We start from the raw sequence: 25,176 nt of genomic DNA, 5'->3' as shown, positions 1-25,176 counted from the left end.
GGATCTGCTTATCATATGAATGACCCTTTAGAAATAAAATACACTTATGATATCTCACAAAAAATTTTAGATGAGATGGGAGCTTCACAAGATGAGAAGACGGCATTTAATCAAGATACTAAGTCGACAATATTTGATTCATATATTTGGAGTTTTTCAGCAAATAAGAATAATCAAGCCTTAAATAATTATGGAGAAATCGCCATTGGTATAGATGTTCAGAAACTTCAAAATCATTTAGCTAATCGCAATACGAATCTGTACTTTGAAAATATGCACGAAGGTAATGGATACACTTTTCCGTTATATGTTGAATACAATGAAGAAATACAAAATGAATATCTACGATCGGTTTTAAAAGAATGGTTATTAGCTTATCGTGGATTGAAAAACACCCCTTTGGAAAAAGTAGCTAGTGATATCGCTTTTGAATGTATTCAGGCATTATTTCTTTTCTCACTTTGCTTTAAAAGGCATCTCTTGTATCAAGAGGAAGAGATTCGCTTTGTGGTTGAAAGGATAAGTATCTCTAAGGAGCAGAAACCAGACACTCATTTTAATAATAGACCGGTAATAATTACTGATTTCACACCTGATATGGTATCATCCATAGTTGTTAGTCATAAGAATGGTGCTGATAAAAGAATTAAAGAAATAAAGCAATACCTTATTAAACATGGATTTGATCAAACTAAGGTATTACTAACCGATATGCCTTATTAAAACAAAAACAGCACCCAGCCAAAGTAGCTGAGTGCTGAATATCCCAAGTTTTCACATATTAACTCTAATTACTTCACCATCTTTGAACGTGAATTCCATGTAGCGTTGGAAGATGGTGATTTTTTCTACCAAGCGACGGACCAATTGTTCATCAAAGTCTACCAAGCCATACTTGTGAAATTCAATTAATTCGTTGATTTCATCAAGACTGTGTAGTTTTGCCTGTTGATCAGTTTCACAACTTTGGACTTTTTCTTTTTGCTTCCGCAGGTCCATAATTTGCTGGGTTAGCGCGTCGCAGTCTTGATGCTGGTTAGCAGCCTGGATGAGCTTCATCTGCACCTTTTCCAGCTGTTGGTCGATTTGATCAAGTGTTGGTCCTTTGGAGTTCTCGATGACCTTCATGATGTTGGCTTTGATTTGTTTATTGGCTAACTCATGCCCTTCAATGAGCTGGTTAAAAGCTTCAATAGTAGCTTCTTTTAGAAGGGGTTCTTTAACGTTTCGAATCATGCAGCGGCGACCAGTTTTACTTCTCCTTATCCGACTGGCGCAGCGCCAGACTGCTACTTTTTCTGGTCGATACCACATGTTCCGTTGGAGAATATCACCGCATTTACCACAGAATAATTTTTGAGAGAAGCAATATTTACTGTTCAGACGTCTATGCTTACCGTTTTTAGTGGTGATTCCGTTACGTCGTTGTTTGATGATCTGCTGTACTTGCATAAAAATAGATTTGGGAATAATCGCCGGGTGATCATTCTCCACGTAGTATTGTGGCATGATACCTTCATTCTTCACTCGTTTTTTATTAAGAAAATCAACGGTGTAAGTCTTTTGTAAAAGGGCATCACCCATGTATTTTTCATTCTTTAGGATTTTGGCCACGCTGCTAGAGCGCCAATTTTTTGTTTTGCCACCAGTCAGAATACCATCAGCTTTGAGTGAATCAGCGATTTGCTTCATGCTCATTCCATTTAAGTAGCTATAGAAGATCCGTTTAATAACCTTGGCTTCTTCCGGTTCAATTACCAAGTTACCTTGAGCATCCTTGGTATAGCCCAGGAAGTGATTATGATTCACGAATACTTTTCCTTGCTGATAGCGGTACTGAATCCCCATCTTGACGTTTTGCGATAAGGACTCACTTTCTTGTTGAGCAAGGGAAGCCATGATGGTAATCAGAACTTCACCTTTGGCATCCATGGTGTTGATATTTTCTTTTTCAAAGAAGATTGCAACATTGATGGCTTTTAAGTCTCTGATATACTTCAGGCAATCAATAGTATTTCGAGCAAATCGGCTAATTGACTTGGTGACAATTAAGTCAATTTTACCGGCTTTACAGGCCGCAATCATTTTATTGAATTGTTCCCGTTTCTTGGTGTTGGTTCCGGAGATTCCATCATCAGCATAGATACCTGCAAATTCCCAGGTTGGTTCCTTTTGAATTAGCTCTTTGTAGTGAGCTACCTGAGTTTCGTAGGAGCTAGCCTGCTCATCATAGTCGGTCGAAACCCGGCAATAAGCAGCTACCCGGAGCTTTTCAAAAGGTTGTGGACTACGTTGATGATGGACACTGTTTCCTTTTGGCTGATGGGCAGGAATAATGCGTACTTTACCCAATTAAATCACCTTCACTTTCGATAATGCTGTACAAATATTCGGCTTGCTTGATTGGTTCATTGAACCGTTGCTTAATGATGCCACGGTAGAATTGTTGATAAACTGCGGCTTTCTTGGTTAGTTTTTCAGTTAATTCCAAGGCACATTTGAGTTTAAAGATCACTTCAGTCGGATCGTTGACAATGATTTGCTGTGCAAAAGTTTGAAATAAGTTGGGATCAAAGCTGGTTAGCGTTTGCCCTTTCTGGCACCAACGCAGTAAAGACCTGACTTCTTCAAAATTGTTGGCTGAATCAGTATTTTGACTATTCAGCAGTTTGATCTTTTGTCGGCATTGATAAGTGTCTTGTTCTAGTTTGGCCGTTTGGTTAACATAAATGGCCTTGTCGAGCAGCCCTGATTGCATCAATTGGGTTAGCGTTTCGGCCTTATGGTCGTTAGCTTTGATTTGCTCAGCCAATTTTCCTAATTCACCATTGGAATTGCTATTAGCTTGATTTTGTAGTTCTTCAAGCAATGGTTGCAGTAGGAACCTCTGGCTGAAGATTAACTTATTCATCATGCTGCAGAAGGCGGCTTCCAAACTTTCTTCACTAATTGCTTTAATCGGGCATTGCTTGGCAGACTTTAAGTGCTTTTGACATGCCCAACAGATTTTATTAGGTCTGGTTTGTCGCTTAAAGGTGGTACTGCAATATCCACAGATGATTTTTCCTGAGAAAGGATAATGTTGCTGATACTTGTGAGTACCGACTTCAATGTGGCACTTTTGCGCATTTTCCTTAATTATTTTCTGAGCTTGATCGAAGGCTTGGTAACTTATCAAACTTGGATGATGGTTTTCAATTAGGTATTGGGCTAGTTCACCATGGTTGAAATGGCGATGATATTGATCATCACGATAAGTTTTCTGACACAACATGTCACCGGTGTAGTTGATGTTTCGTAGAATGTTAAGGACCGTATTACTGCGCCAGTGACCGCCACGTTGGGTCGCAACTTGATGTCCATTTAGATCTTTAGCAATTTGCGTGGCAGAAGTGCCAGTCAGAAATTTATGGAAAATATGTTTCACGGTACGTGCTTCTGCTGGATAGATTAATAAGTTGCCATCTCGAAGCTTATAACCGTAAGGTGCAGAAGATACTCTAAATTCACCACTAGCAAAGCGTTTCCTGATTGCCCAGCGTAGATTACCTGCTGTTGAGTGGGATTCATCCTGGGCGATGCTGCTAAGGATCGATAGAAATAACTCGCTGGCCATTGCTCCAGTGTTGATGTGTTCTTTCTCAAAAATGATGGGAATGTTTAGCTGTTGCAATTCACGGACAATTTGTAAACAATCAGTCGTATTTCGTGATAAGCGACTGATGGATTTGGTTACTATCAGGTCAATCCGGTGATTGCAACAATCACCCAGTAATTCTTTTAAAGCATTCCGTTTCGTTAATTTAGTGCCAGAAATGCCTTCATCATAGTAGATTTTGGCAAGTTGCCAATTGGGATGATGACTAATGTACTCCTGATAATGCTCACGCTGATTTTGCAGACTTTCCAACTGTTCAAAATTGTCAGTTGAAACTCGACAGTAGGCCGCCACACGGAGTTGCTTGACATCGCGTTGGTAACCTTCAATTTTAGTAATGGTTGACATGGCAAACCTCCTTTCGTTAGTGTGGTATGTTAGCTCTAGAACCTTGATGTATCAATATTTTCTGGTCCTAATAAGGGCGGAAATGATTGTTTGTTTAAGTCATCAATCTCCTTAAATTCAGTGGTTGAGATTAGACCCTTGTTGAGTAGAGCTTGGATGATTTGTTTTGATTGTTGATAATGCAAATCATTCAATAATTGTTCTGAACTAATATTATTCTTTATTGATTGCAACGGTTGATGAGTCATCGCTTGAACTTTCTTTACCATATTTAATTACCTCCACTGATAAGCCAGGAAAAGTGGAAAAGTAAACCCTCAAATCAACTTGCTAATTGAAAAAGATTCTTTAAATATATAGTAAGAGGGCAAGGTCGCTACTCTGACCCTCAAGCGTGATCTAAGATACGTGGCTTATTTGAGAAGGAATCTCATTTGACTCCAACCACAGTTTAGGAAGACTAACCATCTTATATGGTTGGCTTTTTGTTATGGTAAAAGAAAAAAGCCTGCAGACCGGAGTCCACAGGCAAAAGTTACAATAGTTGATTAACGCGTTTTTGAATTTGGGTGGGGTCATAGCCAGCTTGCTTCAAGCGGTTGATTCGTTCATTACCATTACCCCAGGAACCACGGATAACTTCACGAGCTATTTGGTCGACTGACTTACGATTTAAGAGACGGTTAACCTTTTCTTGGACCACCGCATAGTCATAACCGGCAGCGGTTAAGCGTTGTTGACGGTCAGCACCATTACTCCATTGACCATTTAAAACTTCAGCAGCTAGTTCATCAGGGTTCTTCCTGGCAACTGGCTGTTTTTTGTTAATAACTGCTGCGTAATCAATGTAGGCATAATCCAGATCACAGTTGCCATTGACACCTGGAACAGAACCAGTAGAGGAATGTTGCCAGATTCCGTAATTACCACTGTAGTTACAACGCGGACCATATTCAGCCACCCAGACAGCATAACGCTGAGCTACAGCTGATGAAATATAGTTTTGTAGTGGTGACCGTGAGATGTAGAGACCGGCGTAACAACCGTTTTGTTCTAGCACACAGCAAAAACTTTTGACTAAACTATCACAGAAGGCACGTCCCTGATGGAATAGCCATTGTTCTTCGAGGTCAAAGTAAATTGGATAATCAAAATGACGGTTACCTAAAACAGTCAAACAGGCACGAGCTTCGTTAGCTGCGTCTTCGGGAGAAATAGCATAGGAATACCAATAAGCTCCTACTTGTAAACCGGCTGCTTTGGCTTGGGTATAGTGTTCTGCAAAGTAACGGTCTTCTTGGCTCGCTGACCGACCATAGCCAGCTCTGATTAGAACAAACTTAACACCACTTGCTTTGACTGCATTGAAATCCACATGTCCTTGCCATTCAGAAATATCAATCCCAGGAATCATGATTTATCACCATCCTTGTCATGTAATTGTTGGAGAATACTCTTTAACTTATCGGGCACAGGTAAGCCTAAGCGACTGGTATTTTCCAGTAATGAAATTCCTTCATTAGAGATATAGAAAAAGACTGTTGCTGTTCGGATGGCCGAACCGTTTTTTAGCAGATAGACGTCAAGAGAGTGGGCAATACCTACTAAGAGTAGAATCAGCATTTTTCTAGTGAGACCACGAAAACCGATCTCACTGGAGAGTTTATGTTCATTAATTGCGCAGAGCACACCGGTAATATAGTCCGCCACCATGAAAATGAGTAGAACATACAAAAAGCCATCCAGGCCGCCTAAAAACCAGCCAAGAAATGCACCAACAGCACCAAAACAAGTATTGATGATGGTTAAACTAGTTGTCTTCATCTGGATTATCAACTCCTCTCGAATACTCGGCCTTAATTTCCAGATACTCATGGTTGTATTTGACGTCATCGATAAAGCCGATATTGTAGCCGCGTCCTTCAAACCAGATGTTAGTTTCTTCGTCAACGTCGTCACGGTATCGGATAATAAAGGACAATTGCTTTTCCAATTTAACGGATACCGCCGTGTAGTATTCCTGACCGTGCAATGCCGAGACTTTAGCCCATACATCACCGAGGCGAACATCTTTGTACATCGACATTCCAGTATTAGGATTTTCGCCGACATATTTCTTTTTCATTAGAGTAATGCGTCGATCTAGTTCACCAATATCAGCAATCTTACTGATACGTTTGTTTTGCTGTTGCATTAAAATTCCTCCTTCCGGTAAGGGGACAAAATGGCCCGAAGAAATTTAATCATGGCATCAAAATCAGCTGTTTCCCGATATTCATAAAGGTAAGCCACTGTATAGAGAATGGCGGTATGAATATCCTCAGGGAGGGGATCAAACGCTGATAGTGGTTGGCGAAGCACATTCTCGACCGTAGCTGTTGCCGATCCAATCAACTTTGTAATGAGGTCATCTTCAACAGTGTTGTCTACTCTCAGGTAGGCTTTTGCTTCGGCCAAAGTAATAGCAGCCACATTTCATCAATCCTTTCTATTTAGCAGCCATGGACAAGGTTTTAATTGCTTCTGGTAGGATAACTTTGCCGTCAACTCGTTGTGAGCCTAAAAAACCAACTTGACCAGTTACGGCATAAAGTTCATTAAGACGTTTGAAAGTTCGGCCTTGTCGATCTGCAATCCAGTAGTAATTGAAGTCGCCAAAGAGAACTGGCTTATTGGAAGCAGACAGTGTTGGCATGAATGGACTGGTATAAACAGGGCAGTTGAGGATTCTGTCTGGCTGACCTGCTTGAACGGAAGGTTGCCAAATGTATTGGTCATTTTTATCTTTCATCTTGCGGATGACCTTCACAGTATCATCATTCATCAAAAAGACAGCATTTTGACGGTATGGTGTCTTCAAAGAATAGAAGAGATCGATTAAATCATCAAAAGTTAATGAATCAGCCTTAGCAGCTGTTGATCCAGCTGAAGCACCATTAGTATCGGTCAAGATACCAGTAGGTTGACCAGTACCGGTACCGTTTAAAAAGGCTTGTTCTTCAGCGTTACCGAGCCTGCGACCGAATTCATCAGATAGGTAAGCCATCAAATCAAATGCCGAATCATTTAGTAATTCTTCTGACACTTTGATCAGGGTCCCTAATTTATGAGCGCCAAGTGACACCTGACTAAATTGTGTGTTGGACTCTGTGTAGGCCGCTTCTTCTTCTAGCCAGGCTGCGGTACCTTCACTGGCCACTACTGGAATTTTGTGTTCACCGCTATTGGTTTGGATGACATGGCTGATGGTTCGTAGGACATTTGCTTCTTGAAGCTTTTGGATAAGTTGATTTTCAAATTCGTCGGGCACTAGGAAGCCACCATCTGGATCCGTACCTTCTTTCAGTGCATCAACGACCACATGACCACGCATCATTTGCCAGAAATCTTTTGCATAAGCCTCCTGGCCCTTTGGTAGCTGGTTAGCAATTGGGGAATTAGTAAGGGCCTTACTGGTGGGTTGGTTTAATGCCACTTCAATTTCTGCCTGCTTGTGCATTCGATCGATTTCCTTACCTAAGTCGACAACTTCTTGCTCCATCTTTTCATAGCGGGTATTGTCTTCAGCTGAAAGTACATCTGATTCCTTTTGCTTAGTATCCAAAAAATCCTTTGCTTGCTTCCAAATACGGGCACGCTTTTCTTGTAATTCAGTAATCTTACTCATTGATAAGTCCTCCTAAAAATTAGTGTGATAACAAAGAAAGCCGCTTTTGCAGCGACTTTACAGAGATATTAGATTTTGTTTGTGGCTTTAGCTTATTCAATAGAACCAATTCAGATTGCTTATCTGAATACGAGTAACAATCTATGACATCTTTATCTTGGCCCAGCATATTATCAGCAAAGCCCAACTCAATCGCTTTATTGACATTCATCCAGGTTTCGTCATCCATCATGGATGAGATTTTTTCGCGAGGAAGGTTTGTTTTAAGCTCATAGGCATTAATGATTGATTCTTTTGTTTCCGCTAGCATTTGTGCAGCTTGATCAAGATCTTCTTTTTGTCCACCAACAATAGTTAATGGATTATGGATCATGATCATCGCGGTTGGAGCCATAGAAACTTTTGTTCCTGCCATGGCGATAACTGATGCTGCTGAAGCAGCGATACCATCAATCTTGACGTTCACATCATCGGGGTAATTCATTAGCATTGTATAAATGCGACTGGCAGCGACACAGTCACCACCGGGTGAATTTAACCAGATATCAATAGGCCCATTACCTTGGTTTAGTTCATCTTGAAATACTTGGGGAGTGACTTCATCATCAACCCAGCTATTTTCAGCAATCGTACCGTTGATAGTTAAGACACGTTGATTTTGAGGACCGCTCCAGTCCCAGAAACGTTTCATTCTTTTGGTTCCTCACTTTCTTTAGATGGCTGAGAACTATAGAAGTTACCAGCTTGGTTGAGGGGCAGCATATTGCCATTTACTAAGTATTCGTTACCACCTTCATTAGCGGGGATGCGGTTAAGATCTTCAAGTTCTCGAATATCATTTGCAGACAGCCAACCATTTTGGCGCCCGATGGCATAGCCATTCATTCGGCTTTCGTAATCGCCACGTAGTAGTCCATCAACATTGAATTTGACGAAGAACTTTCGTCGATCATCAGCGGAAAGTAGCTGTTGATTCATAGCTTGTTCCCAGCGAATGCACCAAGGGTTCAAGGTGTACTTTACAAATTCTAGTGATTGTTGCTCGATATTTGAGAAAGTTGAACGGTCTAGGTCACCAACCATATGCGGTGGTACACGAAAAATTCTGGCAATTTCGTCGAGTTGGAATTTTCGGGTATCAAGAAATTGCGCTTGGTCAGGTGGAATGGAAAGTTGATGAAAAGTCATTCCTTCTTCCAAGACAGCAATGCTGTGATTATTAGATCCCGAAAATTGTGACTGCCAACTTTTCCGAAGCCGTTCAGGGTCTTTGACTACATTAGGATGCTCGAGAACACCACCAGGCGTGGCATCATTTTTGAAGAAGGTGGCTCCATATTGTTCGGCGGCCATAGATAATCCAATCGCATTCTTAGCCATAGCAATAGGACTGTAGCCGATCAAACCATCAAATCCTAACCCTGCGATATGAAGGACTTCATCGGACAAGAGAATTACTTGCTTCGATTTATTCTTTGCCTGGTAATCATCGTAGTTGCGAGTATAGGTGTAGTAGATTTCACCGTTGGCAGCACGGTTAACGTCCATTCGATCAGGCATCAAAGGATAGAGCCCAGTGATCTCGCCTTGACCGTTTCGAATGATTTGTGCATAGGCGTTACCCCACAGCAATAAATGGTTCATCATGGTTTCACGAAAGATAAAACTGGTCATTTCTGGATTTGGCGCATCATGAAGCAAAAAATAAAGCGGGTGGTTAATTGCCCGCTGTTTACCACCATCGCTGGTGTATTGATAAATGTGGAGTGGCAGTTCAGCTAATCCTTCAGCCAAGACTCGCACACAAGCATAAACTGCTGTATTCTGCATTGCGGTGCGTTCGGTCACATTTTGGCCAGCCATCGAACTGCCGAAAAAAAATGACATGGTGCTGGATAAGGTGTTTTTGGGTGAAGCTTTATTGGTATGGAACAATTTATTAAATAGACTCATGGCATCAACTCCTTTCAGTTTTTCGTAATTACAACATTAATAGACCTCGACCATCATAAACAGAGTCACCATTATCCTCATTTCGGATAGCACGATCCAGTCCCATAATGGTGGCCACTACGCCATCAATTTTTTCAGTTGACTTAGCTTTGTCAGGTTTAATATTCCCAGCTGGGTCAGTGCGGATATAGATATTGTCCATCATCCAACGCAAGACCGGATGACCGCCATGAGCGATCTTCTTTTCCAGAGTTAATCGCATTAGTTCTTTAGTTGGAGGCGTCATGTCCTTAAATCCCTGGCCAAATGGGACCACGGTGAATCCCATACCTTCAAGATTTTGAACCATTTCGACAGCTCCCCACCGGTCGAAGGCAATTTCACGGATGTGATATTTCTTTCCCAGATCATCAATAAAGTGTTCGATGAATCCGTAGTGAACTACATTACCTTCCGTGGTTTGCAGGTAACCTTGCTGCTTCCAAATATCGTAGGGAACATGATCACGGCCTACCCGCAAATCAACATTATCTTCAGGAATCCAAAAGTAAGGAAGCAGGGTATAGCCTTCAGAGTCATCACGCGGCGGAAAAACCAGAACGAAAGCCGTAATATCAGTGGTGGATGAAAGATCCAATCCACCATAACAATCTCGTCCCCGTAATCCAACGGGATCAACTGGAAAGGCACAGGCATCCCATTTATCCATCGGCATCCATCGGACATCTTGTTTGACCCACTGATTTAAACGAAGCTGACGGAAGGTATTTTCTTCAGCAGGATTTTCTTTGGCTGAATTATAGGCATCTTTCACTTTTTCCATTTTGACCGTAATTCCTAAAGAAGGATTGGCCTTTTTCCAAACTTCTGGACTCGACCAATCTTCGTCACGTCCGGCGCCGTAAATGACCGGATAAAAACGGGGATCATGTTTACGGCCCTCAATGATGTCGATTGCTTTTTGATGAACCTGGTAACAGATAGAGTGTTCATCATTACCAGCAGTGGTTATTAGAAAGTAAAGGGGCTGTGTTCTGGCATCCCCCGAACCTTTCGTCATGACGTCGTATAGTTTCCGGTTCGGTTGGGTATGAAGTTCATCAAAAATAACTCCTGACACATTGAATCCATGTTTAGAATAGGCATCTGCGGATAGAACCTGATAAAAACTATTAGTGGGTTCATAAATCAGCCGCTTTTGTGAAGCGAGGATTTTGCATCGTTTTTTCAAAGCGGGGTTCATTCGTACCATATCAGCAGATACGTCGAAAACAATCGCGGCCTGTTGCCGATCAGCGGCACAACCGTAAACCTCGGCCCGTTCCTCACCATCTGCGCAACAAAGCAAAAGGGCAACTGCTGCCGCTAGTTCTGATTTTCCTTGTTTCTTTGGAATCTCAACATAAGCGGTATTGAATTGACGGTAACCATCAGGCTTCAAAATGCCGAAAATGTCACGAATGATTTTCTCCTGCCAATCAATCAACTCAAATGGTTTACCCGCCCAAGTTCCTTTTGTATGACAGAGGCATTCAATAAAAGAAACCGCAAAATCAGCTGCATCCTTGTTGTAAGTAGAATCTTTAGCCATAAAGCGAGTTGGTTTATAATCTTTTAACTTTCTCAAGAAAGCATCACTTCCTTTCGTTAGTACTAAAAAAAGCACTGAGAATAAACTCAATGCTGAATGATTAATTGAATTTGCCAGTTAAAATTAGGTTTACATAGCTGGCTCGGTCAGTGGTCAGGTAATCAACCAAATCGTGGCAGTTGTAATAATAGGCTAGTCGTTTAACATTTTCGATATCAAACATGTTTACTTCGCCAGTATTGCGGATTTGTAAGACTTGCTGACGGATGCGGTCGCGTCTAGCTAATTCGTCTTTGATTCTGCTCATAATTAGACCTCCTGATTCTTAAAAGCAGCTGATCCGGTTAGATTTCGTAGCAGTACTTTTCTTTGTGCTTTGTATTCGGGACCGATAAATCCTAGGCGTAGCAAGAAGCAACGGAAGACATATTTCTCATTAATCTCTTCGTGTGGTTCTGATATGATTCGTTTGTGGCTGATGGCGTATTGCACTAACTTGTCGACAAATTGTTGATAAGCCAGCGCATCACTAGCATCAACTTGATCAAACCAATTAAATGTTACTTGTTGGTCGTCAACGTCTAAGGGGAGCGTTTCCAGCTGGCAAGCATCCTTAATTAGCTGTCCCTTGGCCCAGATTAGGTGACGCAGGTTATCGAGAGCTTGATCTGTAAATTTATCTCGCCGGTAGGTCAGATTCAGTTTAATTATTTCAGTAGGGTGGAAGCCTTGCTGTTCAAGGTATTCAAGTAAATTGGTTGGAATTTCATCCGAGGATGTTAGGATTCCATCTTTGTTAACAGTGTACTTGCCAATCTGATAAGCGTAGGTAGGTGTGTACTGATATTCTGCCTTTTGATGAGTATAGACAGCTAGCTTTGTCACCAGTTCTTTTCGCTGCCGACCGTGTACATTAAATTTGATTTCCATCTTCTGTATCTCCTTATTGGGTTACTGTATACATCACTCTAAAAGGCACAGATAGCAAGGCTTTTCAGTACTTTAGGCCGGCTTTTTAACCTTACTGTAAGGAATCGATTTCCCATCCCTTTCCACACTGACTTTCTGATCCGAATCGACTTGTTCAATATAGCGGTTGACGATGACATCGCAATATTTAGGATCCAGCTCCATCATGTAGCAAATCCGATTAGTCTGTTCACAAGCAATCAGAGTCGAACCAGAACCGCCGAATGGATCAAGAACTGTGCAGTTCGACATAGTAGAGTTCATGATCGGATAGGCTAGTAATGGGATTGGTTTCATCGTTGGGTGTTCCTTACTTTGCTTTGGACGATCAAATTCCCAGATGGTAGATTCCTTTCGTCCGGTGTACCATTCGTGTTTACCATCTTTCTTCCAGCCATATAGAACTGGTTCATGCTGCCACTGGTAGGGTGAGCGACCAAGCACTAATGATTGTTTTTTCCAGATACAGCAACCAGATAAATAAAAGCCAGCATCTTGGAAAGCACGGCGGAAGTTAAGTCCTTCCGTGTCGGCATGGAAAACATAGATGCTGGCGTCATTAGCCATTGCTTGATTCGTGTTTTGAAAAGCAGCGAGTAGAAACTGGTAGAACTTGTCGTTAGTTTGATGATCATTCTTGATCTTGCCAGCCTTGCTTTGGTAATCGACATTATAAGGTGGATCGGTTAACACGAGGTTGACCTTATGATCACCCAGTAATTTCTGGTAGCTTTCTGTTTTAGTAGCGTCACCACATAATAAAGTATGTTTACCTAAGTGCCATAAGTCACCTGACTTTGAAAAGGGTGGTTTATCCAATTCGCTATCAACGTCAAAGTCATCATCATGAGTATCATCTTCAGTAGCAAGCAGGTTAGAGATTTCATCCTCATCAAAACCAGTTAATGAAACATCTAAATCACTAGCTTGCAAGTCAGTCATCAACAAAGCTAACTTATCCTTATCCCAATCACCGCTGATTTTGTTAAGTGCAATATTCAGTGCTTTTTCTTTCTCTTCGTTTAAGCTGACGACTACACATTTGGCTTCTTCGATCCCTTCATCCTGGAGAATCTTTAATCGCTGGTGTCCTCCAACCACGCGGCCAGTTTGTTGGTTCCAGATAATCGGGTCAACGTAGCCAAATTCTCTCATTGATCTTTTTAACTTTTCGTAGTCGGGATCACCCGGCTGCAAATCTTTACGTGGGTTATAGTCAGCGGGGATGAGGTCTGCTATTTTCTTTTTAACAATTTTCATCAGTTCATTCCTTTCCGTGAACGGAGCAAGCGTTCCATCACATCATCTTGTGGGGTAGATCCTTGATAAGTAGTAGCGTTGTTTTCTTTAACAACCTGAAAAATTTGAAACCATAATTGGCTAGATTGCTTCATATAGTCGCGACTCATTGATACGTAAGGGGAAGCAATCGCATTCCCGGTCGTCGGGTGGCGAGCAAGAAAACCAAATTTTGAGATACACTCTTCACACTGAATCCAGCGACTAACACTTACTGCATATTGTTCGATCAGTTGTGTGTTGACTAATCTTTCGCAACCCCGTTCAACGAGCCATTCCCAGGTTTTCTTAAAAATATCAGCAGCGTCAAACTCTAATCCATTTTTCTGCTTGGCTTTTAGGTACTCTTTAACTGGCGGCATCACATGACCTTCCAAATTAGTTGGAGTTGGTAGGTCAATTACTTGGGCGTCTTGTCCAGCTTGAATTTTATCGTGAAGTGATTTAGGTTTGCGTCCAGCACCAATTCGGGATCCACCACGGTTTGTACCATCTTTAGCCAAATCTCTCCCTCCTTCCGGCAGGGGTTAATACCCTGTTTGATTTCGCTTTTTTGCACACGAAGGCCCAGGCCCGCTCCCGCGCGCAAAATTTTTAAAGATTCGATGGCCCCCTCCGTGGTCTAATAATGATATTGACGCGGCTTCTGATGCCAGCGATCATCCATCTGCACTGTAATACGGGAATGGCATGGCTTGCACAATGCCATTAAGTTCTTGAGGTCGTTGGTACCACCGTGTTCGAGCGGTAAAACGTGATGAACCTCGGTAGCTTGAGTGTACCTGCCCTGGCTTAAGCACATCTCACAGAAGGGGTGGTGAAGCAGGTAGCGCTGTCTGATCTTGGACCAGCCATGATGGTAACGGGGACGACTGTGCTTTGGTCGTTGGTATCGATTGTAATTAGAACTTACTTGCTTAGCGTGTTCATCACAATAAGTATTGTGAGTTAGCCGTGGGCAGCCAGGGTAACGACACGGCTTCTTGGGTGAATAAGGCATGACGTTCTTCCTTTCTAATAGCATAAGAAAAGCCCAGCGGTGTAATCTGCCAGGCCTCAATGTTATAAAGCAAATGCCTTGTCTTAATTTTCTACACTATCATCGTAACATGGATAAGACTGTTATTTGTTCTTCATTTTACCTTTCTAGTGATGTGCTCCATAGAGTAGGAGAGTAAGATGGTCGAGTGCCTTGTTCTTCCTATTGTAGGCGGTGGTCTTAGCAATGAAGTACTTATTCATTACAATTGTTAATCCTTCGTTCATTGATTGGTGCGGAGTCCGGTAGCAAACGTCCAGGATAAAGTGTTCATCTTCAGACAGTTCGTCCCAGGCCGGTTCAAACCATTTGAAGTAAAGCTGAGCTTGCTGGTAGCGTTCATTCAGCTTAGCCGTCTGACTGATGCCATGAAGCAGACGATGCTCAGTGGGATTATCTTTTTTGGTGCCGCTGGGCGCGAAACCATACTGTGGTGAATTGATACTCATCATCTGTTCCTTAACCTGCTTCAAATCATCCCGATAAGAATCAATGATAAACTTCATACCATCGTAGTCTTTTAATGCAGCAATAGTGGCCCGGCGCTTGTCTAAGTAATTCCACATGATACTCATACACAAACACTTCCTTTCAGGTTGGCTTTCACTGCATTGATCAGCGCCAGCTGAGTTTTATCCTTGTGCTTCAAGGCGGCCAGGATGTTTTCATCAATCGTACCTTCAGTGATGATATGGTAAATAACCACGGGCTGACGCTGACCCTGCCGCCAGAGCCGAGCGTTGGTTTGCTGGTAAAGCTCCAAGCTCCAGGTCAGTCCATACCAGATCAAAGTAGCACCTCCAGCTTGCAGATTAAGTCCGTGACCCGCAGAGGCAGGATGAATTAGTGCGAGCGGAATCTTACCGGCATTCCAATCTTTAATGTCTTGAGTGTCTTTAATTTCACGCATATTAAAACGTTGCTTGATCTGTGCTAAGTCATGCTTGAACCAGTAGGCGACGAGTACTGGCTTGCCGTTGGCAGCTTCGACTAAATCTTCCAGGGCATCGAGTTTACGCTGGTGGATTTGAACAACTTGCTGCTGATCATCGTAAACACAGCCATTGGACATCTGACAAAGTTTGTTAGACAGACTAGCCGCGTTCAGCGCATCGATCTGTTTGCCGTGGGTCGAAACCACCAGCTGAGTCTTGAGTTCATCATAGATTGCTTGTTCGCTATTGCTCATCTTGACCGGTACTGTGTTCATGGTTAGCGGTGGAAGATCCAAGTAATCCTGAGACTTCATGGAGATGGTGATGTCATCAATGGCCCGGTAAATACTTTGCTCAGCACCTGGCTTTGGCTTGTAAGTGAAGACTTGATACATATTGCGCTTGTCAGGATCAAAGTAATTAGTCCGGTAGTATGAGATGAAGCGGCCAAGTCTTTTGCCCATGTCCAGCACCCGGAATTCTGCCCACAAATCCATTAGCCCATTAGAAGATGGCGTGCCGGTTAGGCCAACCACACGTTTAATCAGGGGACGGACTCGTTTCAGTGCCTTGAAGCGTTGGGATCGATAGGACTTGAAACTCGACAATTCATCAATTACCAGCATGTCATAATCAAAGTTCATACCAGAGAATTCAATCAGCCACTTTAGGTTTTCCCGATTGATAATGTAAATGTCAACGTCTTGTTGCAGAGCTTTAATGCGTTGTATTTTGGGACCTGTTACGACTGAATAAGTCAGGCTTTTCAAGTGGTCCCACTTCTCTATTTCATCTGGCCAGGTTTGTTTAGCAACTCTTAGCGGCGCCACAACTAGGACCCGGTGAACCTTGCCTTCCTGAATGAGCTGCTTAATAGCCGTGAGGGTAATGACACTTTTGCCAAGGCCCATGTCGAGCAGGATCGCAGCAACAGGATGATCCAGAATGAACTGAGTAGCGTATTGCTGATATTCATGCGGCTTGTATTGCATCAAGCATTCCTCCAATCTGATCGAATTGATCGCAAACGAAGACTTGAAAGCCAAGTTGTTTTAGCTGATTGAGCCTTTGTACTTGAAGCAGGCGGGGATGCTTGCCGGGAGCTTTCATTTCCACGAATCCCAGGTGACCATCAGGTAAAAGGACAATTCGATCGGGAACTCCAGCCATTGATGGCGAAACGAACTTCAGGCATAAACCGCCGCGACTTTGAGTAGCTTTCACAAAAGCTGTTTCGATTCGTTTTTCTAGCATTTTCGATAATCCTTTCTATGTGTTGATTCATCAAAGTATTAAGAGAGTTTGTGACGGTCATGTCAGTCGATTTACTACTCTTCTCTATGCTCTTTTTTTCTATTTTTTATTCCTATATACAAGTGAAGAAATAGACTGTCACGACTGTCACCATTACAGATGAATGTTGATGGAACACGCTTTCTCGTTAATTGAAAGTGACGGTCGATGACACTCTCAATTAAGAAATTCCTCAGTCTTTAGTCGTAACCCCTTCACGAAACGTCTACTGTGGTTCCTTTGACGCTGAAAGCCAGCATTCTGTAGCGCCGTGTAAAAGTCTGAAGTACTGCGGATATATTCACCGATACTCTGGCAGTATTCCCGGTACTTTTGATAGAGATCACCTGACTTTTGCTCATAGCTGGGATCTAGTTCACAATTCTCGTTGAGAAAGTGTCCCAACCAATCATTATCGGCATGGTAGGCCTTAACTGCTTGTTCGACCGCTGCCGGGGTGGTTAACCGGTAATTCTGCTGAATGATTCGCTGCGCGCCCTCAATAATCCACTGCAAAACAGCCGGGCCAGCTTTTTCAGTAAGAAACTGGGCATAGTTTTTGACATCGTTGCGCTTAGCAATCGTGGCTTTAAAGGGAATCACAATCAAGCGCCGCCAGATCCCTTCATCGTTACCACCCACGTGGGGGAGGTAGTTGGTGTAAAGGACGATGGTGTGACTGGGGGTAAAGGAGAAGGGCTTCATGTACTTCTTTTCGGCGTAAATTTCATCGGTCGAACAGAGCTGCTTCACGATGGAGGTATTCAGTCGTTTGCCTTCTTCTAACTCAGCGGAGATAATCAGCCGCTTGCCCTTTACTTCGGCCATCTCCGGCTTGACGTTACGATGGACACCAGTTGTTAAGGCATCAGCCGAGAGGTGGCCAGTGTAAGTGCCGAGTACATTGGCAATTGTGTTCCAGAAAGTTGATTTACCATTTCGTCCGCTGCCATAAGCAATGATCAGGGCTTCTAAGTAAACCTGACCGATTGCTACCAGACCCACGATTTCTTGAACATAATTAATTAGTGCTTGGTCGTTGCAGAAGAAAGTATTCAACGCTTCTTGCCAGAGGTCCATCCCCTGATTACCGGGAATACAGGAAGCTGATTTGGTGATTAATTTGCTTGCTTGAATGTCCTGTTGGCCGTGCATTCCTTTCTTTAAATTGAAAGGACCAATTGGGGTATTCAGTAAAAATGGATCGGCATCGAACTCGTTGATTTCTTTCACGAGCTTTGGCCGTGAATTGGTTAAGATCCCGTTAATCCCCCGAGTACTGCGTTCTTTCAAAATGAAAGCTTCATAGGATTTAGCATTTTCGTAGTCTTTGAACGTCGCTTGTTGTTCATCATTAAAGCCCCGGCTGGCTTTCGTCTTGCCCATTGTTTGCAGGGCGTTTGCGACCCCATTGTTCTTGATTACTTGATAACTTTGAGAGACACGGAGTTGGGCATCAGCTAGTTGTTGATCGGTGAAACGCTGAACTTCGCCTAGAGCTAGCGGTTCTGATTCCTGCCAGACCTTGCCATCAAACCACATGAAGCCGGACTGGTTGGTGTAGCAGACACGGTTCTTGCAATTGTCGACAAAGACATAGGATTCGCCAGTGTCAGAATAGTCATCAGGTTGCAGTCCATCGTTCGGCTGGTTATATTCTTCAGGCGGAATATAGCCTTTTTGACTGGCCATTCGCTGCCCAAATTTAATGGCACTGTGCCAGATAGTTTGTAACTCTCGCTCTTCTAATGGCGGATCGCACTTGGCCGCTTCATCTTGAAATGCTTGACGGGCTTCAGCGGTATTTCCCAACCGCATAATGATGCGACCAGCAAAATGGGAAAGGGTGGCATTGCGCTTGCCTTCGCGAATGGTGCCGACACCTTGCTTGGTAAAGTAACGCTGGGCCATCATAAATTGGTCCACCGTCTGTGTTCCTTCATGCCAGGTAACTTTTGTGATTGGAACACCGAAGACAAAACGGGCAGTATCAAGGGCGTTATCGTCAAAGTAGGGGAAGTATTCCTGAAGTTCGTGTTTTAGTTCGGCATAGGTTTTCGCATCTGTAATCTCAGTAATAGGGAAGTAGACATGAAACTTAGGTCGGGGTGCCTTCTGGTTCTTGGTTTTCATGTTGTTGCGTGACAGTGCGATAGCAAAGGCAACATTGTCAAAGTAATTGGCAATATCTGCGGGCTTGATCCAGACTGTAGGATCATCTGAGTGATCGTTGTCGCAGTCCATGACCAGGCAATCAGCTTTAATGAAGTTTGTAATGTTACGTTGATTGTGTTTGAATTGGCCACAAACATGATCGTAGTGGACGGCTTGTTCTAGTTTCTTAACGTTAGTGATCGTCAACTGACGGGGATAGGCCGTATTGCTAGCCTGACCAGCACTAGTCGCAGTTGATAAGGTAAAGTGCATCTTTAGTGGACCTCCATTTCGGTATTAAAGTAGCGGATGTTCTTATTTTTTCGCTTAGCTAGGCGGATGAAGTAGCGCATGTCGTGCGTTGAGTTGCCAAATGACCAGACTTCGGCACATTTAGTGAGCATGACGATGTTGATAAAAGCCGCGACTTGAAACTCCTTGGAACGGTGCAGATTAATAAATTGTGGCAGGTAAAGCTGCGGACAAACGGGAATCCCGCCATGTTGATAGACAAAACGGCAGTAAGAGCGAACTGCCATAATGACTTTTGCATCACCTTTTACTACCTCGGTAAAGGGTGCGATCACAAAGATCATTGGACGGTAATTGGGATTTAGTTTGTTATTGCGCAGCTTGGCAATTGCCGTGGTTGCTTTTGACATAGATTCAGATCCTTTCATAAAAAAATTTGAGTACTCAAAAAGCCCTCACCGATAAGCCAGATGAGGGTGGAAAGTAAACCATCAAAATTAATCTTTTTTGTAGAAATCGCCGACAAACCCGGCTGCATTCAGGATCAAGCCGCCAGCCCAACTAGGAACTTCAGTCATGATATTGACTATCGTATCTAATGAACTGTCTTTCGGGGCATCGATTACGGCTTCATCATGAATGTGCATAACAACAGGGTTACCGGTATTTTCTAAACGTCGCATTGCTTCAGCTAATAGATCGCGACTGGTTGCTTGAACAATGTTTTCGACGAGCTTCGCCCCATAAGTTTCAATACGGGACCACTTTTTAACAGTGTTGATACCCATAAAAGTAATTGATTCACTGCCAAAACGGTTGGTACCAATCTTGGGTTGAGGATAGCAGAGATAGCGACCGGACCGTAATCGTAAGAACATGCAGCCACTACGATAAATAAACCTCATGCCGTGGGTGGCTTGCGGTAGATGTGATTTAATGCATTCTTTTGCTGCTCTGTCGATATCCCACCAAAACTGCACTATATGAGGGCTGGCATTACGCCACATTTGTACTAACGGGAGTAATTCTTCCTCGGTTAAACCCAATTTAGTGGCACCCATCGCTTTGAGTGCACCGATGGAACCACCATAGCCTAGTGCAAGTTCAGCAATCTTACCCTTTTGCCGGAGTCCACCATTAACCCCATGCTTAACAACGGGAACCCCGAACATCTGACTAGCGGATGCACAGTAGATGTCCTCATTATTGGCAAAGGCCTCTTGTCGCCATTGCTCATCAGAGAGCCAAGCAATTACACGTGCTTCAACGGCTGAAAAGTCAGCTACATAGAAATGATGTCCTTGGCTGGGGATGAAGGCAGTTCTAATTAATTGTGATAGGACGTCAGGTACTGAGTCGTAAAGCATCGAGAGCACAGTAGTGTTGCCTTGTTTAACTAGTTCACGAGCTTCTTCTAGGTCAGGCATTGAATTGCGTGGCAGGTTTTGTACTTGTACTAAGCGCCCAGCCCACCGCCCAGTCCGATTGGCACCATAAAATTGCAGGAGTCCATGAACGCGACCATCTTGGCACATTGATTTTTGCATTGCCTGATACTTCTTTACGCTAGACTTTGATAATAGTTGACGCAGGCTTAGAACTTGATGAACCTTATCGGTGGTAGTTTGTAAAAGTTGAGCTACTGAGGCTTTGGATAGAGAGTCGGTATTCACTCCCCGCTGGTTGAGCCAATCTTTTAACTGCAGGGGCGAGTTTGGATTAGCCAGACCGGTTAATTGCTGGGAAGTTTGCAAGTACTGATCATGAAATTCCTCCTGGCACTTGATAGCATTGTTAACCAGCTGCTGATCAATCCGAATTCCACGGTCGTTGATATCTTGATCCATCCAGTAATTTTCCCATTCGTTTTGCGGTACCGGGAAGCGGCTGAGTTTTTGGGTAATTTCCATTTCAACCTCCACATCACGCTGATTATACTGCTTGAACTGCTGCCACTTGTTGGGGGCATGGTAGGGAAAGTTACGAGTGCGATGCTGGTTCGCTTTGGTCGGTTTGCAAGGGGTGCAAAAGTAGTGTACCAGTTCTTTACCGGCAGTAATTTTTTGGCGGGGTAGTCCAAGAACTGTCCCAACATCGCGCAAAGATAAGGGCAGACCAAGGGTGGCAGCCCAAACTCGAGAACAGTGCCAACCAGCAGGTTTTAAACGGCGACCAACAAAATGGGATAAGCAGACCCGTTCAAACTGTGCATTGAAGGCGCTCTTGATAATGGTAGGATCATTCAGAGCTTGGATAATCTGAGGCGGAATCTTTTCACCCTGGGTTAAATCAACGACTTTGACTTGCCCAAAATCGACAGCATAACCGAACAGTAATAGCTCAAAGTCATCACTATCGGCATAACGGTAGACTCCAGTTTGATTTAAATTGGTGCTGGAATAAGTTTCAATGTCGATTGAAAGTTGCTTCATTAGAAATCCTTTCTACAAAAAATGGGTAGTCACATTCGACTGCCCATCTTTTGATTTAAGCTAAGAAATCATCATTGTTGTCGTCAATGGCGGTAAAGTCATCGCTGGCACTAGCATGACCACCTAGCGGCTCCCCATCCCGAATCTTTTGAATATTGCCGAGCCCACAAGCAATTCCGCGGTTGCCATTGGTATTAAAGGAGTAGAAGTTGATTGATACCCGGGCATAGCAGCCACTGTAAACTTCATTGCGGTCGAGAATGGGTTGGACATGCTTGTCCACGATTTGTGGGGACGTGATGGAGTTAGCGTTAATGAAGTAGCTGTTTTGGTAAGCTTCATCGTCCCGTTCCACATCCCCATCGCGTAAAGGAAGTTTGAGGGTGGCCTTGTTTGGCTTCTTACCGCCAAATTTGCCAATCCCCTCTTGGATGGCGGCATCGATGGCTTTTTCAATCGCTGTAATGGTTTTCTGATCTGACTTGGGGATAATCAGACTGACTGAGTATTTTTCTTTACCGCCATTAATAGACTTGGGTTCCCAGATGTTGGCGTAAGAAAGACGAGTGTTAATACCAGTAACGACCTTAGTTTGTTGTGACATATTATTTTTCCTCCTTAAATTCATCCTGTGGGTTTGATTTGCCAATACTCTGACGCCGATCAGAATTTGGTACTAAAGTTGGTTTACCCGCAGGTTTGACAATTTCCCGACTGAACAGCTCAGCGAACTTCTTCTTGCCGAGCTGTTTTTCTAATTTTGTAATTGGTAGTAGCTTCTTTTGGTAAATATTGTGATAGCCATTAGCTTCAGCAATTTTTGTCACGTCCGCTTCATTTTTGTAATGTCGGACTGATCGACCTTCGACAATTTTGAAACCTGGCCACTGCTTACCATGGTTGATGGCTAAGTCGGCAGCGTATTCTTTAACTTCATGTGCCCATCGATTTAAGTCATCAATATGTTCCAGCACCTCAGTAACTTCATTATCTGTTAGCAGATTAGGAGAACAAAGCTGAAACCTAGTAAGTTTATGATGGTAGTCATATCGGGCACGCAATACAGCATTGCAAGCAGAGAACTGGCACCAGGGACCATAACGAATAGTACCTTTGCCAGCAAAAGCTAATTCAGCTTTTTGTTTGAGTTCGGTGGTAGCCCAGTGCATGAGCTGTTTGGCATTAATCGTCCGAGTACTGATATTGGCCATACGAGGTTGAAAAATTGTAGTTTCGATCTCATCAACGTTGTACAAGTTACCGAACATTTCCAGGGCACCAATGGCATAGAGTTTCATTTGTGGGTTGTTCTTGGCTTCTACTTGGACACCTTTGCCATATTTGAAGTCGATAATGTGGAGCAGGTGATCGGAAATAATCACACAGTCGCCAGTGCCGAAGCCTTCTGGGACATATTTAGAGAAGTCCAATTTCTGTTCCACGCGGATGGTAGCGTCAGGCGCATATTTCTTTGCTTTACTGTATTGTTCCATAACGTAGCTGGCATAATCGTCAGTCAGACTCTCCATCTCATCAGATTGATAATCAGAGGATGGACGTTTGAACTTATTGCCAAGTAGACGATGAATCTTGTACTCTCCCAAGGCATGAGCAGCCGTTCCTTCAGCGGCAGCACTGGTGGTGGAGTGCGGGAAGTATTGTTCCAATCGTGGGAGTGGCGGAGCACTTAGCCAACGGTTGGCACTGGAAGCTGATAGTAAAGCGTGATATTTTGGTGAACTCATTGTCCCAAGCCCTCCGCACTGTAGTAAAGATCCTTGTAATCCTTAGGGTCTACGTCGGATAATTTTTCAGCACCAAATTTATGAAGCAATGCTTTCACTTGAGCGGTGTAGCCTTCACAACTCTTCTTTGCTAGCATCTTGCGAACCGTTACTTTATCTTCAACTGGATCGCGCTTTGGTTGCTCATTATCACATGGGGCTGCATCCTGATTGCTTGATAGCAATTTACGTATGGACTGAATGGCATCCTTGGCTTGATCAAGCTGGTTCTCAGCTTCCTTAAGTTGTAAATCGAAGTCATTCATTGCGCTCATAGGAATCCTCCTTTACTTCGTTAATTTGTAACTGTTGAACATCCTTACTGGGTGCGATCACCATCAAGTGATGCGGTTTACCGAGCAGTAAACGTAGCAGTCGTTCACGGATCGTGACGTTGCGCATGCTGACAACACCATCTTGAGGATGATTAGCTACTGAAATTGAAATCTTATTAGCCATATTGGTTATCCTTTCTTTTTGGATTTAGTAAGGAATAATCGCCTTACACTTACAGGCCATGTGAAGCGCAAAAGTAAACGATTATTTTTGAAGAATTTTTTTGAGGCGTCGCTTGATGGTTTGCAAACGTTTAGTAATTGCCATTTTGCTGACACCTTCTTCTTTGGCAATGTCGATCTGTTTCATACCGTCCCAGAACTTCTTCATGAGTAACTTTCGCTGTGCTGGTGTAAGTTGACTGACACTCTGGTGGAGTTGATCCATTTCTTCCTTATTAATTACCTCTTGCAACGGATCAGCATCATCTTTTACCAGGGCGCCATATGGGTCATAGGCTTCGAGTGAAACATGACGACGGGTTTCACGGTGGTTATCGTTGTATTCAATACGATTAAGTTCGATGATTTCTTTGCCTTTAGCTTCTGTGACCGTGATTTCTTTGATCCCAGTTGGTTGATGTAGCTTAATGCGCATACTGCCATCTTTAGTGTCTGAGATCTCCATGTTGAGCTGGTGACGGTCGTCGTAGTATTTCTTCATAAGAAATTCCTCCTCTTGGATCTCCCAAGCGAAGGAATCGAAGGCATACTAAAAGCCACTAACAAGGCAATAAGAAACAGACCTAAACGATAAATCGCTTGGGTACTGCAACTTGCCTTACTAGTGGCCTGTTACAGGATGTTATTCAGTTAAGTGCATGCTAGTAAAAGTTGTTGATCGAGCAACACATGCTAATTAATCAGCTAAAAATATACGCGAATGTAAAGATAATTATCCGAAAGGAAATGCTAATCTGGTATAATTATCGTTGTCGAGTACTAATCTCTAACTGATATTTGAATAGTAACAAGATAATTAAGTCATCTCAGTCATTTTAGATACTCAAAGTCACTGAAAGTTATTTTTAGAAGGTGGGAAATTGGGGATTAACAGGTTTCAGGTACTAGTAGATGCATTAAAACCTCTTAGTGAAATCGATGAGTCAGTACCTATCCAAGATGCAGTACTAGTGATATTTGAGAATTACACAAAAAACTGGAATGCACATAATTATCAAGAATCAAACTATAAAAGGCTGTATTACAAAGGGTTGAATCGTTCGGCTGCTCATAAGCTCGAAAAAAGTGGTATAGCCAAAGATAAATTCAAGGATTATATCAATGAGGCTAGTTATTCCCAAAAAGAATCAATCAGTAAGTATCTTTTGGAAAAATTGCAATTAAAAGAAGAAATTCCGGCAGAAAGTCTTACATATTATTGCGTTAACCTAATGTCCGAATTAGTAGAAGAAGCAAAGCGTAAAAAGCAATTAAGAAAACAAAAAATCCCCACAAAAAGTGAGG

28 protein-coding genes and 1 pseudogene are annotated in these 25,176 nt (G+C 42.9%); 2 read left to right on the top strand and 27 right to left on the bottom strand.

The genetic code is table 11. The annotated features are described in order from the left end of the window. A partial coding sequence (locus tag D1831_RS14420) for a hypothetical protein (RefSeq protein WP_158610662.1) occupies nt 1–723 on the top strand: 723 nt, incomplete at its 5' end. Between the two features lie 51 nt (nt 724–774). Here the strand turns inward: D1831_RS14420 and D1831_RS11230 are convergent. The 27 genes from D1831_RS11230 to D1831_RS11100 form a co-directional block, all read right to left on the bottom strand. Beyond that, entirely contained in the window at nt 775–2,352 is a 1,578-nt protein-coding gene (locus D1831_RS11230) for a recombinase family protein (RefSeq protein WP_125073019.1), read from the bottom strand. Next, nucleotides 2,345–4,006, bottom strand: coding sequence for a recombinase family protein (locus D1831_RS11225; RefSeq protein ID WP_125073018.1), 1,662 nt, complete (start codon nt 4,004–4,006; stop codon nt 2,345–2,347). The genes D1831_RS11230 and D1831_RS11225 overlap by 8 nt, the downstream gene beginning before the upstream one ends. 35 nt (nt 4,007–4,041) lie before the next feature. After that, complete coding sequence (locus tag D1831_RS11220) at nt 4,042–4,275, bottom strand: SHOCT domain-containing protein (RefSeq protein WP_125073017.1); 234 nt, start codon at nt 4,273–4,275, stop codon at nt 4,042–4,044. A 266-nt stretch (nt 4,276–4,541) separates the two neighbouring features. Beyond that, nucleotides 4,542–5,420, bottom strand: a complete 879-nt coding sequence (locus tag D1831_RS11215; protein ID WP_125073016.1) for a GH25 family lysozyme — start codon at nt 5,418–5,420, stop codon at nt 4,542–4,544. Beyond that, nucleotides 5,417–5,830 carry a phage holin family protein gene (locus D1831_RS11210; protein ID WP_057748745.1) on the bottom strand — a complete coding sequence of 138 codons (414 nt, stop codon included), beginning with the start codon at nt 5,828–5,830 and terminating at the stop codon, nt 5,417–5,419. The genes D1831_RS11215 and D1831_RS11210 overlap by 4 nt, the downstream gene beginning before the upstream one ends. Then, nucleotides 5,817–6,200, bottom strand: a complete 384-nt coding sequence (locus tag D1831_RS11205; RefSeq protein ID WP_072575339.1) for a phage head closure protein — start codon at nt 6,198–6,200, stop codon at nt 5,817–5,819. The genes D1831_RS11210 and D1831_RS11205 overlap by 14 nt, the downstream gene beginning before the upstream one ends. Next, nucleotides 6,200–6,478, bottom strand: coding sequence for a head-tail connector protein (locus D1831_RS11200; RefSeq protein ID WP_125073015.1), 279 nt, complete (start codon nt 6,476–6,478; stop codon nt 6,200–6,202). Before D1831_RS11200 ends, D1831_RS11205 begins: the two co-directional genes overlap by 1 nt. Nucleotides 6,479–6,494: 16 nt before the next feature. Next, nucleotides 6,495–7,673: a phage major capsid protein gene (locus D1831_RS11195; RefSeq protein WP_125073014.1), complete on the bottom strand. Its 1,179-nt coding sequence runs from the start codon at nt 7,671–7,673 to the stop codon at nt 6,495–6,497. Between the two features lie 19 nt (nt 7,674–7,692). Next, on the bottom strand, nt 7,693–8,364 hold the full coding sequence (locus tag D1831_RS11190) for a head maturation protease, ClpP-related (RefSeq protein ID WP_125073013.1): 672 nt from the start codon (nt 8,362–8,364) through the stop codon (nt 7,693–7,695). Next, nucleotides 8,361–9,626: a phage portal protein gene (locus tag D1831_RS11185; protein WP_179950326.1), complete on the bottom strand. Its 1,266-nt coding sequence runs from the start codon at nt 9,624–9,626 to the stop codon at nt 8,361–8,363. Before D1831_RS11185 ends, D1831_RS11190 begins: the two co-directional genes overlap by 4 nt. 28 nt (nt 9,627–9,654) lie before the next feature. Beyond that, nucleotides 9,655–11,253 (bottom strand): terminase large subunit, encoded by a 1,599-nt coding sequence (locus tag D1831_RS11180; protein WP_225422862.1) that lies wholly within the window; start codon nt 11,251–11,253, stop codon nt 9,655–9,657. Between the two features lie 64 nt (nt 11,254–11,317). Continuing rightward, entirely contained in the window at nt 11,318–11,524 is a 207-nt protein-coding gene (locus D1831_RS11175; protein ID WP_102168756.1) for a DUF5049 domain-containing protein, read from the bottom strand. Between the two features lie 2 nt (nt 11,525–11,526). Then, on the bottom strand, nt 11,527–12,147 hold the full coding sequence (locus tag D1831_RS11170; protein WP_125073012.1) for a hypothetical protein: 621 nt from the start codon (nt 12,145–12,147) through the stop codon (nt 11,527–11,529). Between the two features lie 72 nt (nt 12,148–12,219). Further along, complete coding sequence (locus D1831_RS11165) at nt 12,220–13,446, bottom strand: site-specific DNA-methyltransferase (RefSeq protein WP_125073011.1); 1,227 nt, start codon at nt 13,444–13,446, stop codon at nt 12,220–12,222. Beyond that, on the bottom strand, nt 13,446–13,988 hold the full coding sequence (locus D1831_RS11160) for a P27 family phage terminase small subunit (protein ID WP_125073010.1): 543 nt from the start codon (nt 13,986–13,988) through the stop codon (nt 13,446–13,448). The genes D1831_RS11165 and D1831_RS11160 overlap by 1 nt, the downstream gene beginning before the upstream one ends. 119 nt (nt 13,989–14,107) lie before the next feature. Beyond that, entirely contained in the window at nt 14,108–14,287 is a 180-nt protein-coding gene (locus tag D1831_RS14985; protein ID WP_263853689.1) for an HNH endonuclease signature motif containing protein, read from the bottom strand. A 344-nt stretch (nt 14,288–14,631) separates the two neighbouring features. Further along, nucleotides 14,632–15,099, bottom strand: coding sequence for a restriction endonuclease (locus D1831_RS11150; protein WP_125073008.1), 468 nt, complete (start codon nt 15,097–15,099; stop codon nt 14,632–14,634). Then, nucleotides 15,096–16,451 (bottom strand): DEAD/DEAH box helicase, encoded by a 1,356-nt coding sequence (locus D1831_RS11145; RefSeq protein ID WP_125073007.1) that lies wholly within the window; start codon nt 16,449–16,451, stop codon nt 15,096–15,098. The genes D1831_RS11150 and D1831_RS11145 overlap by 4 nt, the downstream gene beginning before the upstream one ends. After that, on the bottom strand, nt 16,432–16,713 hold the full coding sequence (locus D1831_RS11140; RefSeq protein ID WP_125073006.1) for a VRR-NUC domain-containing protein: 282 nt from the start codon (nt 16,711–16,713) through the stop codon (nt 16,432–16,434). The genes D1831_RS11145 and D1831_RS11140 overlap by 20 nt, the downstream gene beginning before the upstream one ends. Nucleotides 16,714–16,929: 216 nt before the next feature. Then, nucleotides 16,930–19,179, bottom strand: a complete 2,250-nt coding sequence (locus tag D1831_RS11135) for a phage/plasmid primase, P4 family (RefSeq protein ID WP_125073005.1) — start codon at nt 19,177–19,179, stop codon at nt 16,930–16,932. A gap of 2 nt (nt 19,180–19,181) precedes the next feature. Further along, nucleotides 19,182–19,568, bottom strand: coding sequence for a DUF7768 domain-containing protein (locus D1831_RS11130; protein WP_225422860.1), 387 nt, complete (start codon nt 19,566–19,568; stop codon nt 19,182–19,184). Nucleotides 19,569–19,655: 87 nt separating this feature from the next. Beyond that, a complete protein-coding gene (locus D1831_RS11125; RefSeq protein ID WP_125073003.1) occupies nt 19,656–21,590 on the bottom strand; it encodes a DNA polymerase in 1,935 nt (644 codons plus the stop codon). Nucleotides 21,591–21,645: 55 nt separating this feature from the next. Continuing rightward, a complete protein-coding gene (locus tag D1831_RS11120; protein ID WP_449815904.1) occupies nt 21,646–22,194 on the bottom strand; it encodes a DUF2815 family protein in 549 nt (182 codons plus the stop codon). Between the two features lies 1 nt (nt 22,195). After that, the gene (locus tag D1831_RS11115) at nt 22,196–23,335 is read right to left on the bottom strand and encodes a DUF2800 domain-containing protein (protein WP_125073002.1); all 1,140 of its coding nucleotides are present in this window, start codon (nt 23,333–23,335) and stop codon (nt 22,196–22,198) included. Next, the gene (locus D1831_RS11110) at nt 23,332–23,649 is read right to left on the bottom strand and encodes a hypothetical protein (RefSeq protein ID WP_125073001.1); all 318 of its coding nucleotides are present in this window, start codon (nt 23,647–23,649) and stop codon (nt 23,332–23,334) included. Before D1831_RS11110 ends, D1831_RS11115 begins: the two co-directional genes overlap by 4 nt. After that, a complete protein-coding gene (locus tag D1831_RS11105; protein WP_125073000.1) occupies nt 23,633–23,833 on the bottom strand; it encodes a hypothetical protein in 201 nt (66 codons plus the stop codon). Before D1831_RS11105 ends, D1831_RS11110 begins: the two co-directional genes overlap by 17 nt. 81 nt (nt 23,834–23,914) lie before the next feature. After that, entirely contained in the window at nt 23,915–24,373 is a 459-nt protein-coding gene (locus tag D1831_RS11100; protein WP_125072999.1) for an RNA polymerase sigma factor, read from the bottom strand. 379 nt (nt 24,374–24,752) lie between these two features. On the opposite strand from D1831_RS11100, the pseudogene D1831_RS11095 reads away from it, so the two are divergent. Then, nucleotides 24,753–25,176 (top strand): annotated as a pseudogene (locus tag D1831_RS11095) (hypothetical protein); the annotation flags it as partial.

The organism is Lactiplantibacillus garii (assembly GCF_003885105.1).
In the GTDB taxonomy this organism is placed as follows: domain Bacteria; phylum Bacillota; class Bacilli; order Lactobacillales; family Lactobacillaceae; genus Lactiplantibacillus; species Lactiplantibacillus garii.
This window is presented reverse-complemented; position numbering and strand designations above follow the sequence as displayed.

What these genes read in the sequence shown, in the direction of transcription:
- D1831_RS11190 (WP_125073013.1), bottom strand. Translation starts at nt 8,364, where the DNA reads ATGAAACGTTTCTGGGACTGGAGCGGTCCTCAAAATCAACGTGTCTTA.
- D1831_RS11115 (WP_125073002.1), bottom strand. Translation starts at nt 23,335, where the DNA reads ATGAGTTCACCAAAATATCACGCTTTACTATCAGCTTCCAGTGCCAAC.
- D1831_RS11135 (WP_125073005.1), bottom strand. Translation starts at nt 19,179, where the DNA reads ATGCACTTTACCTTATCAACTGCGACTAGTGCTGGTCAGGCTAGCAAT.
- D1831_RS11140 (WP_125073006.1), bottom strand. Translation starts at nt 16,713, where the DNA reads ATGCTAGAAAAACGAATCGAAACAGCTTTTGTGAAAGCTACTCAAAGT.
- D1831_RS11100 (WP_125072999.1), bottom strand. Translation starts at nt 24,373, where the DNA reads ATGAAGAAATACTACGACGACCGTCACCAGCTCAACATGGAGATCTCA.
- D1831_RS11215 (WP_125073016.1), bottom strand. Translation starts at nt 5,420, where the DNA reads ATGATTCCTGGGATTGATATTTCTGAATGGCAAGGACATGTGGATTTC.
- D1831_RS11185 (WP_179950326.1), bottom strand. Translation starts at nt 9,626, where the DNA reads ATGAGTCTATTTAATAAATTGTTCCATACCAATAAAGCTTCACCCAAA.
- D1831_RS11125 (WP_125073003.1), bottom strand. Translation starts at nt 21,590, where the DNA reads ATGAAGCAACTTTCAATCGACATTGAAACTTATTCCAGCACCAATTTA.
- D1831_RS11130 (WP_225422860.1), bottom strand. Translation starts at nt 19,568, where the DNA reads ATGTCAAAAGCAACCACGGCAATTGCCAAGCTGCGCAATAACAAACTA.
- D1831_RS11170 (WP_125073012.1), bottom strand. Translation starts at nt 12,147, where the DNA reads ATGGAAATCAAATTTAATGTACACGGTCGGCAGCGAAAAGAACTGGTG.
- D1831_RS11145 (WP_125073007.1), bottom strand. Translation starts at nt 16,451, where the DNA reads ATGCAATACAAGCCGCATGAATATCAGCAATACGCTACTCAGTTCATT.
- D1831_RS11105 (WP_125073000.1), bottom strand. Translation starts at nt 23,833, where the DNA reads ATGGCTAATAAGATTTCAATTTCAGTAGCTAATCATCCTCAAGATGGT.
- D1831_RS11120 (WP_449815904.1), bottom strand. Translation starts at nt 22,194, where the DNA reads ATGTCACAACAAACTAAGGTCGTTACTGGTATTAACACTCGTCTTTCT.
- D1831_RS11165 (WP_125073011.1), bottom strand. Translation starts at nt 13,446, where the DNA reads ATGAAAATTGTTAAAAAGAAAATAGCAGACCTCATCCCCGCTGACTAT.
- D1831_RS11150 (WP_125073008.1), bottom strand. Translation starts at nt 15,099, where the DNA reads ATGAGTATCATGTGGAATTACTTAGACAAGCGCCGGGCCACTATTGCT.
- D1831_RS11220 (WP_125073017.1), bottom strand. Translation starts at nt 4,275, where the DNA reads ATGGTAAAGAAAGTTCAAGCGATGACTCATCAACCGTTGCAATCAATA.
- D1831_RS11205 (WP_072575339.1), bottom strand. Translation starts at nt 6,200, where the DNA reads ATGCAACAGCAAAACAAACGTATCAGTAAGATTGCTGATATTGGTGAA.
- D1831_RS11175 (WP_102168756.1), bottom strand. Translation starts at nt 11,524, where the DNA reads ATGAGCAGAATCAAAGACGAATTAGCTAGACGCGACCGCATCCGTCAG.
- D1831_RS11110 (WP_125073001.1), bottom strand. Translation starts at nt 23,649, where the DNA reads ATGAGCGCAATGAATGACTTCGATTTACAACTTAAGGAAGCTGAGAAC.
- D1831_RS11210 (WP_057748745.1), bottom strand. Translation starts at nt 5,830, where the DNA reads ATGAAGACAACTAGTTTAACCATCATCAATACTTGTTTTGGTGCTGTT.
- D1831_RS11195 (WP_125073014.1), bottom strand. Translation starts at nt 7,673, where the DNA reads ATGAGTAAGATTACTGAATTACAAGAAAAGCGTGCCCGTATTTGGAAG.
- D1831_RS14985 (WP_263853689.1), bottom strand. Translation starts at nt 14,287, where the DNA reads ATGTGCTTAAGCCAGGGCAGGTACACTCAAGCTACCGAGGTTCATCAC.
- D1831_RS11225 (WP_125073018.1), bottom strand. Translation starts at nt 4,006, where the DNA reads ATGTCAACCATTACTAAAATTGAAGGTTACCAACGCGATGTCAAGCAA.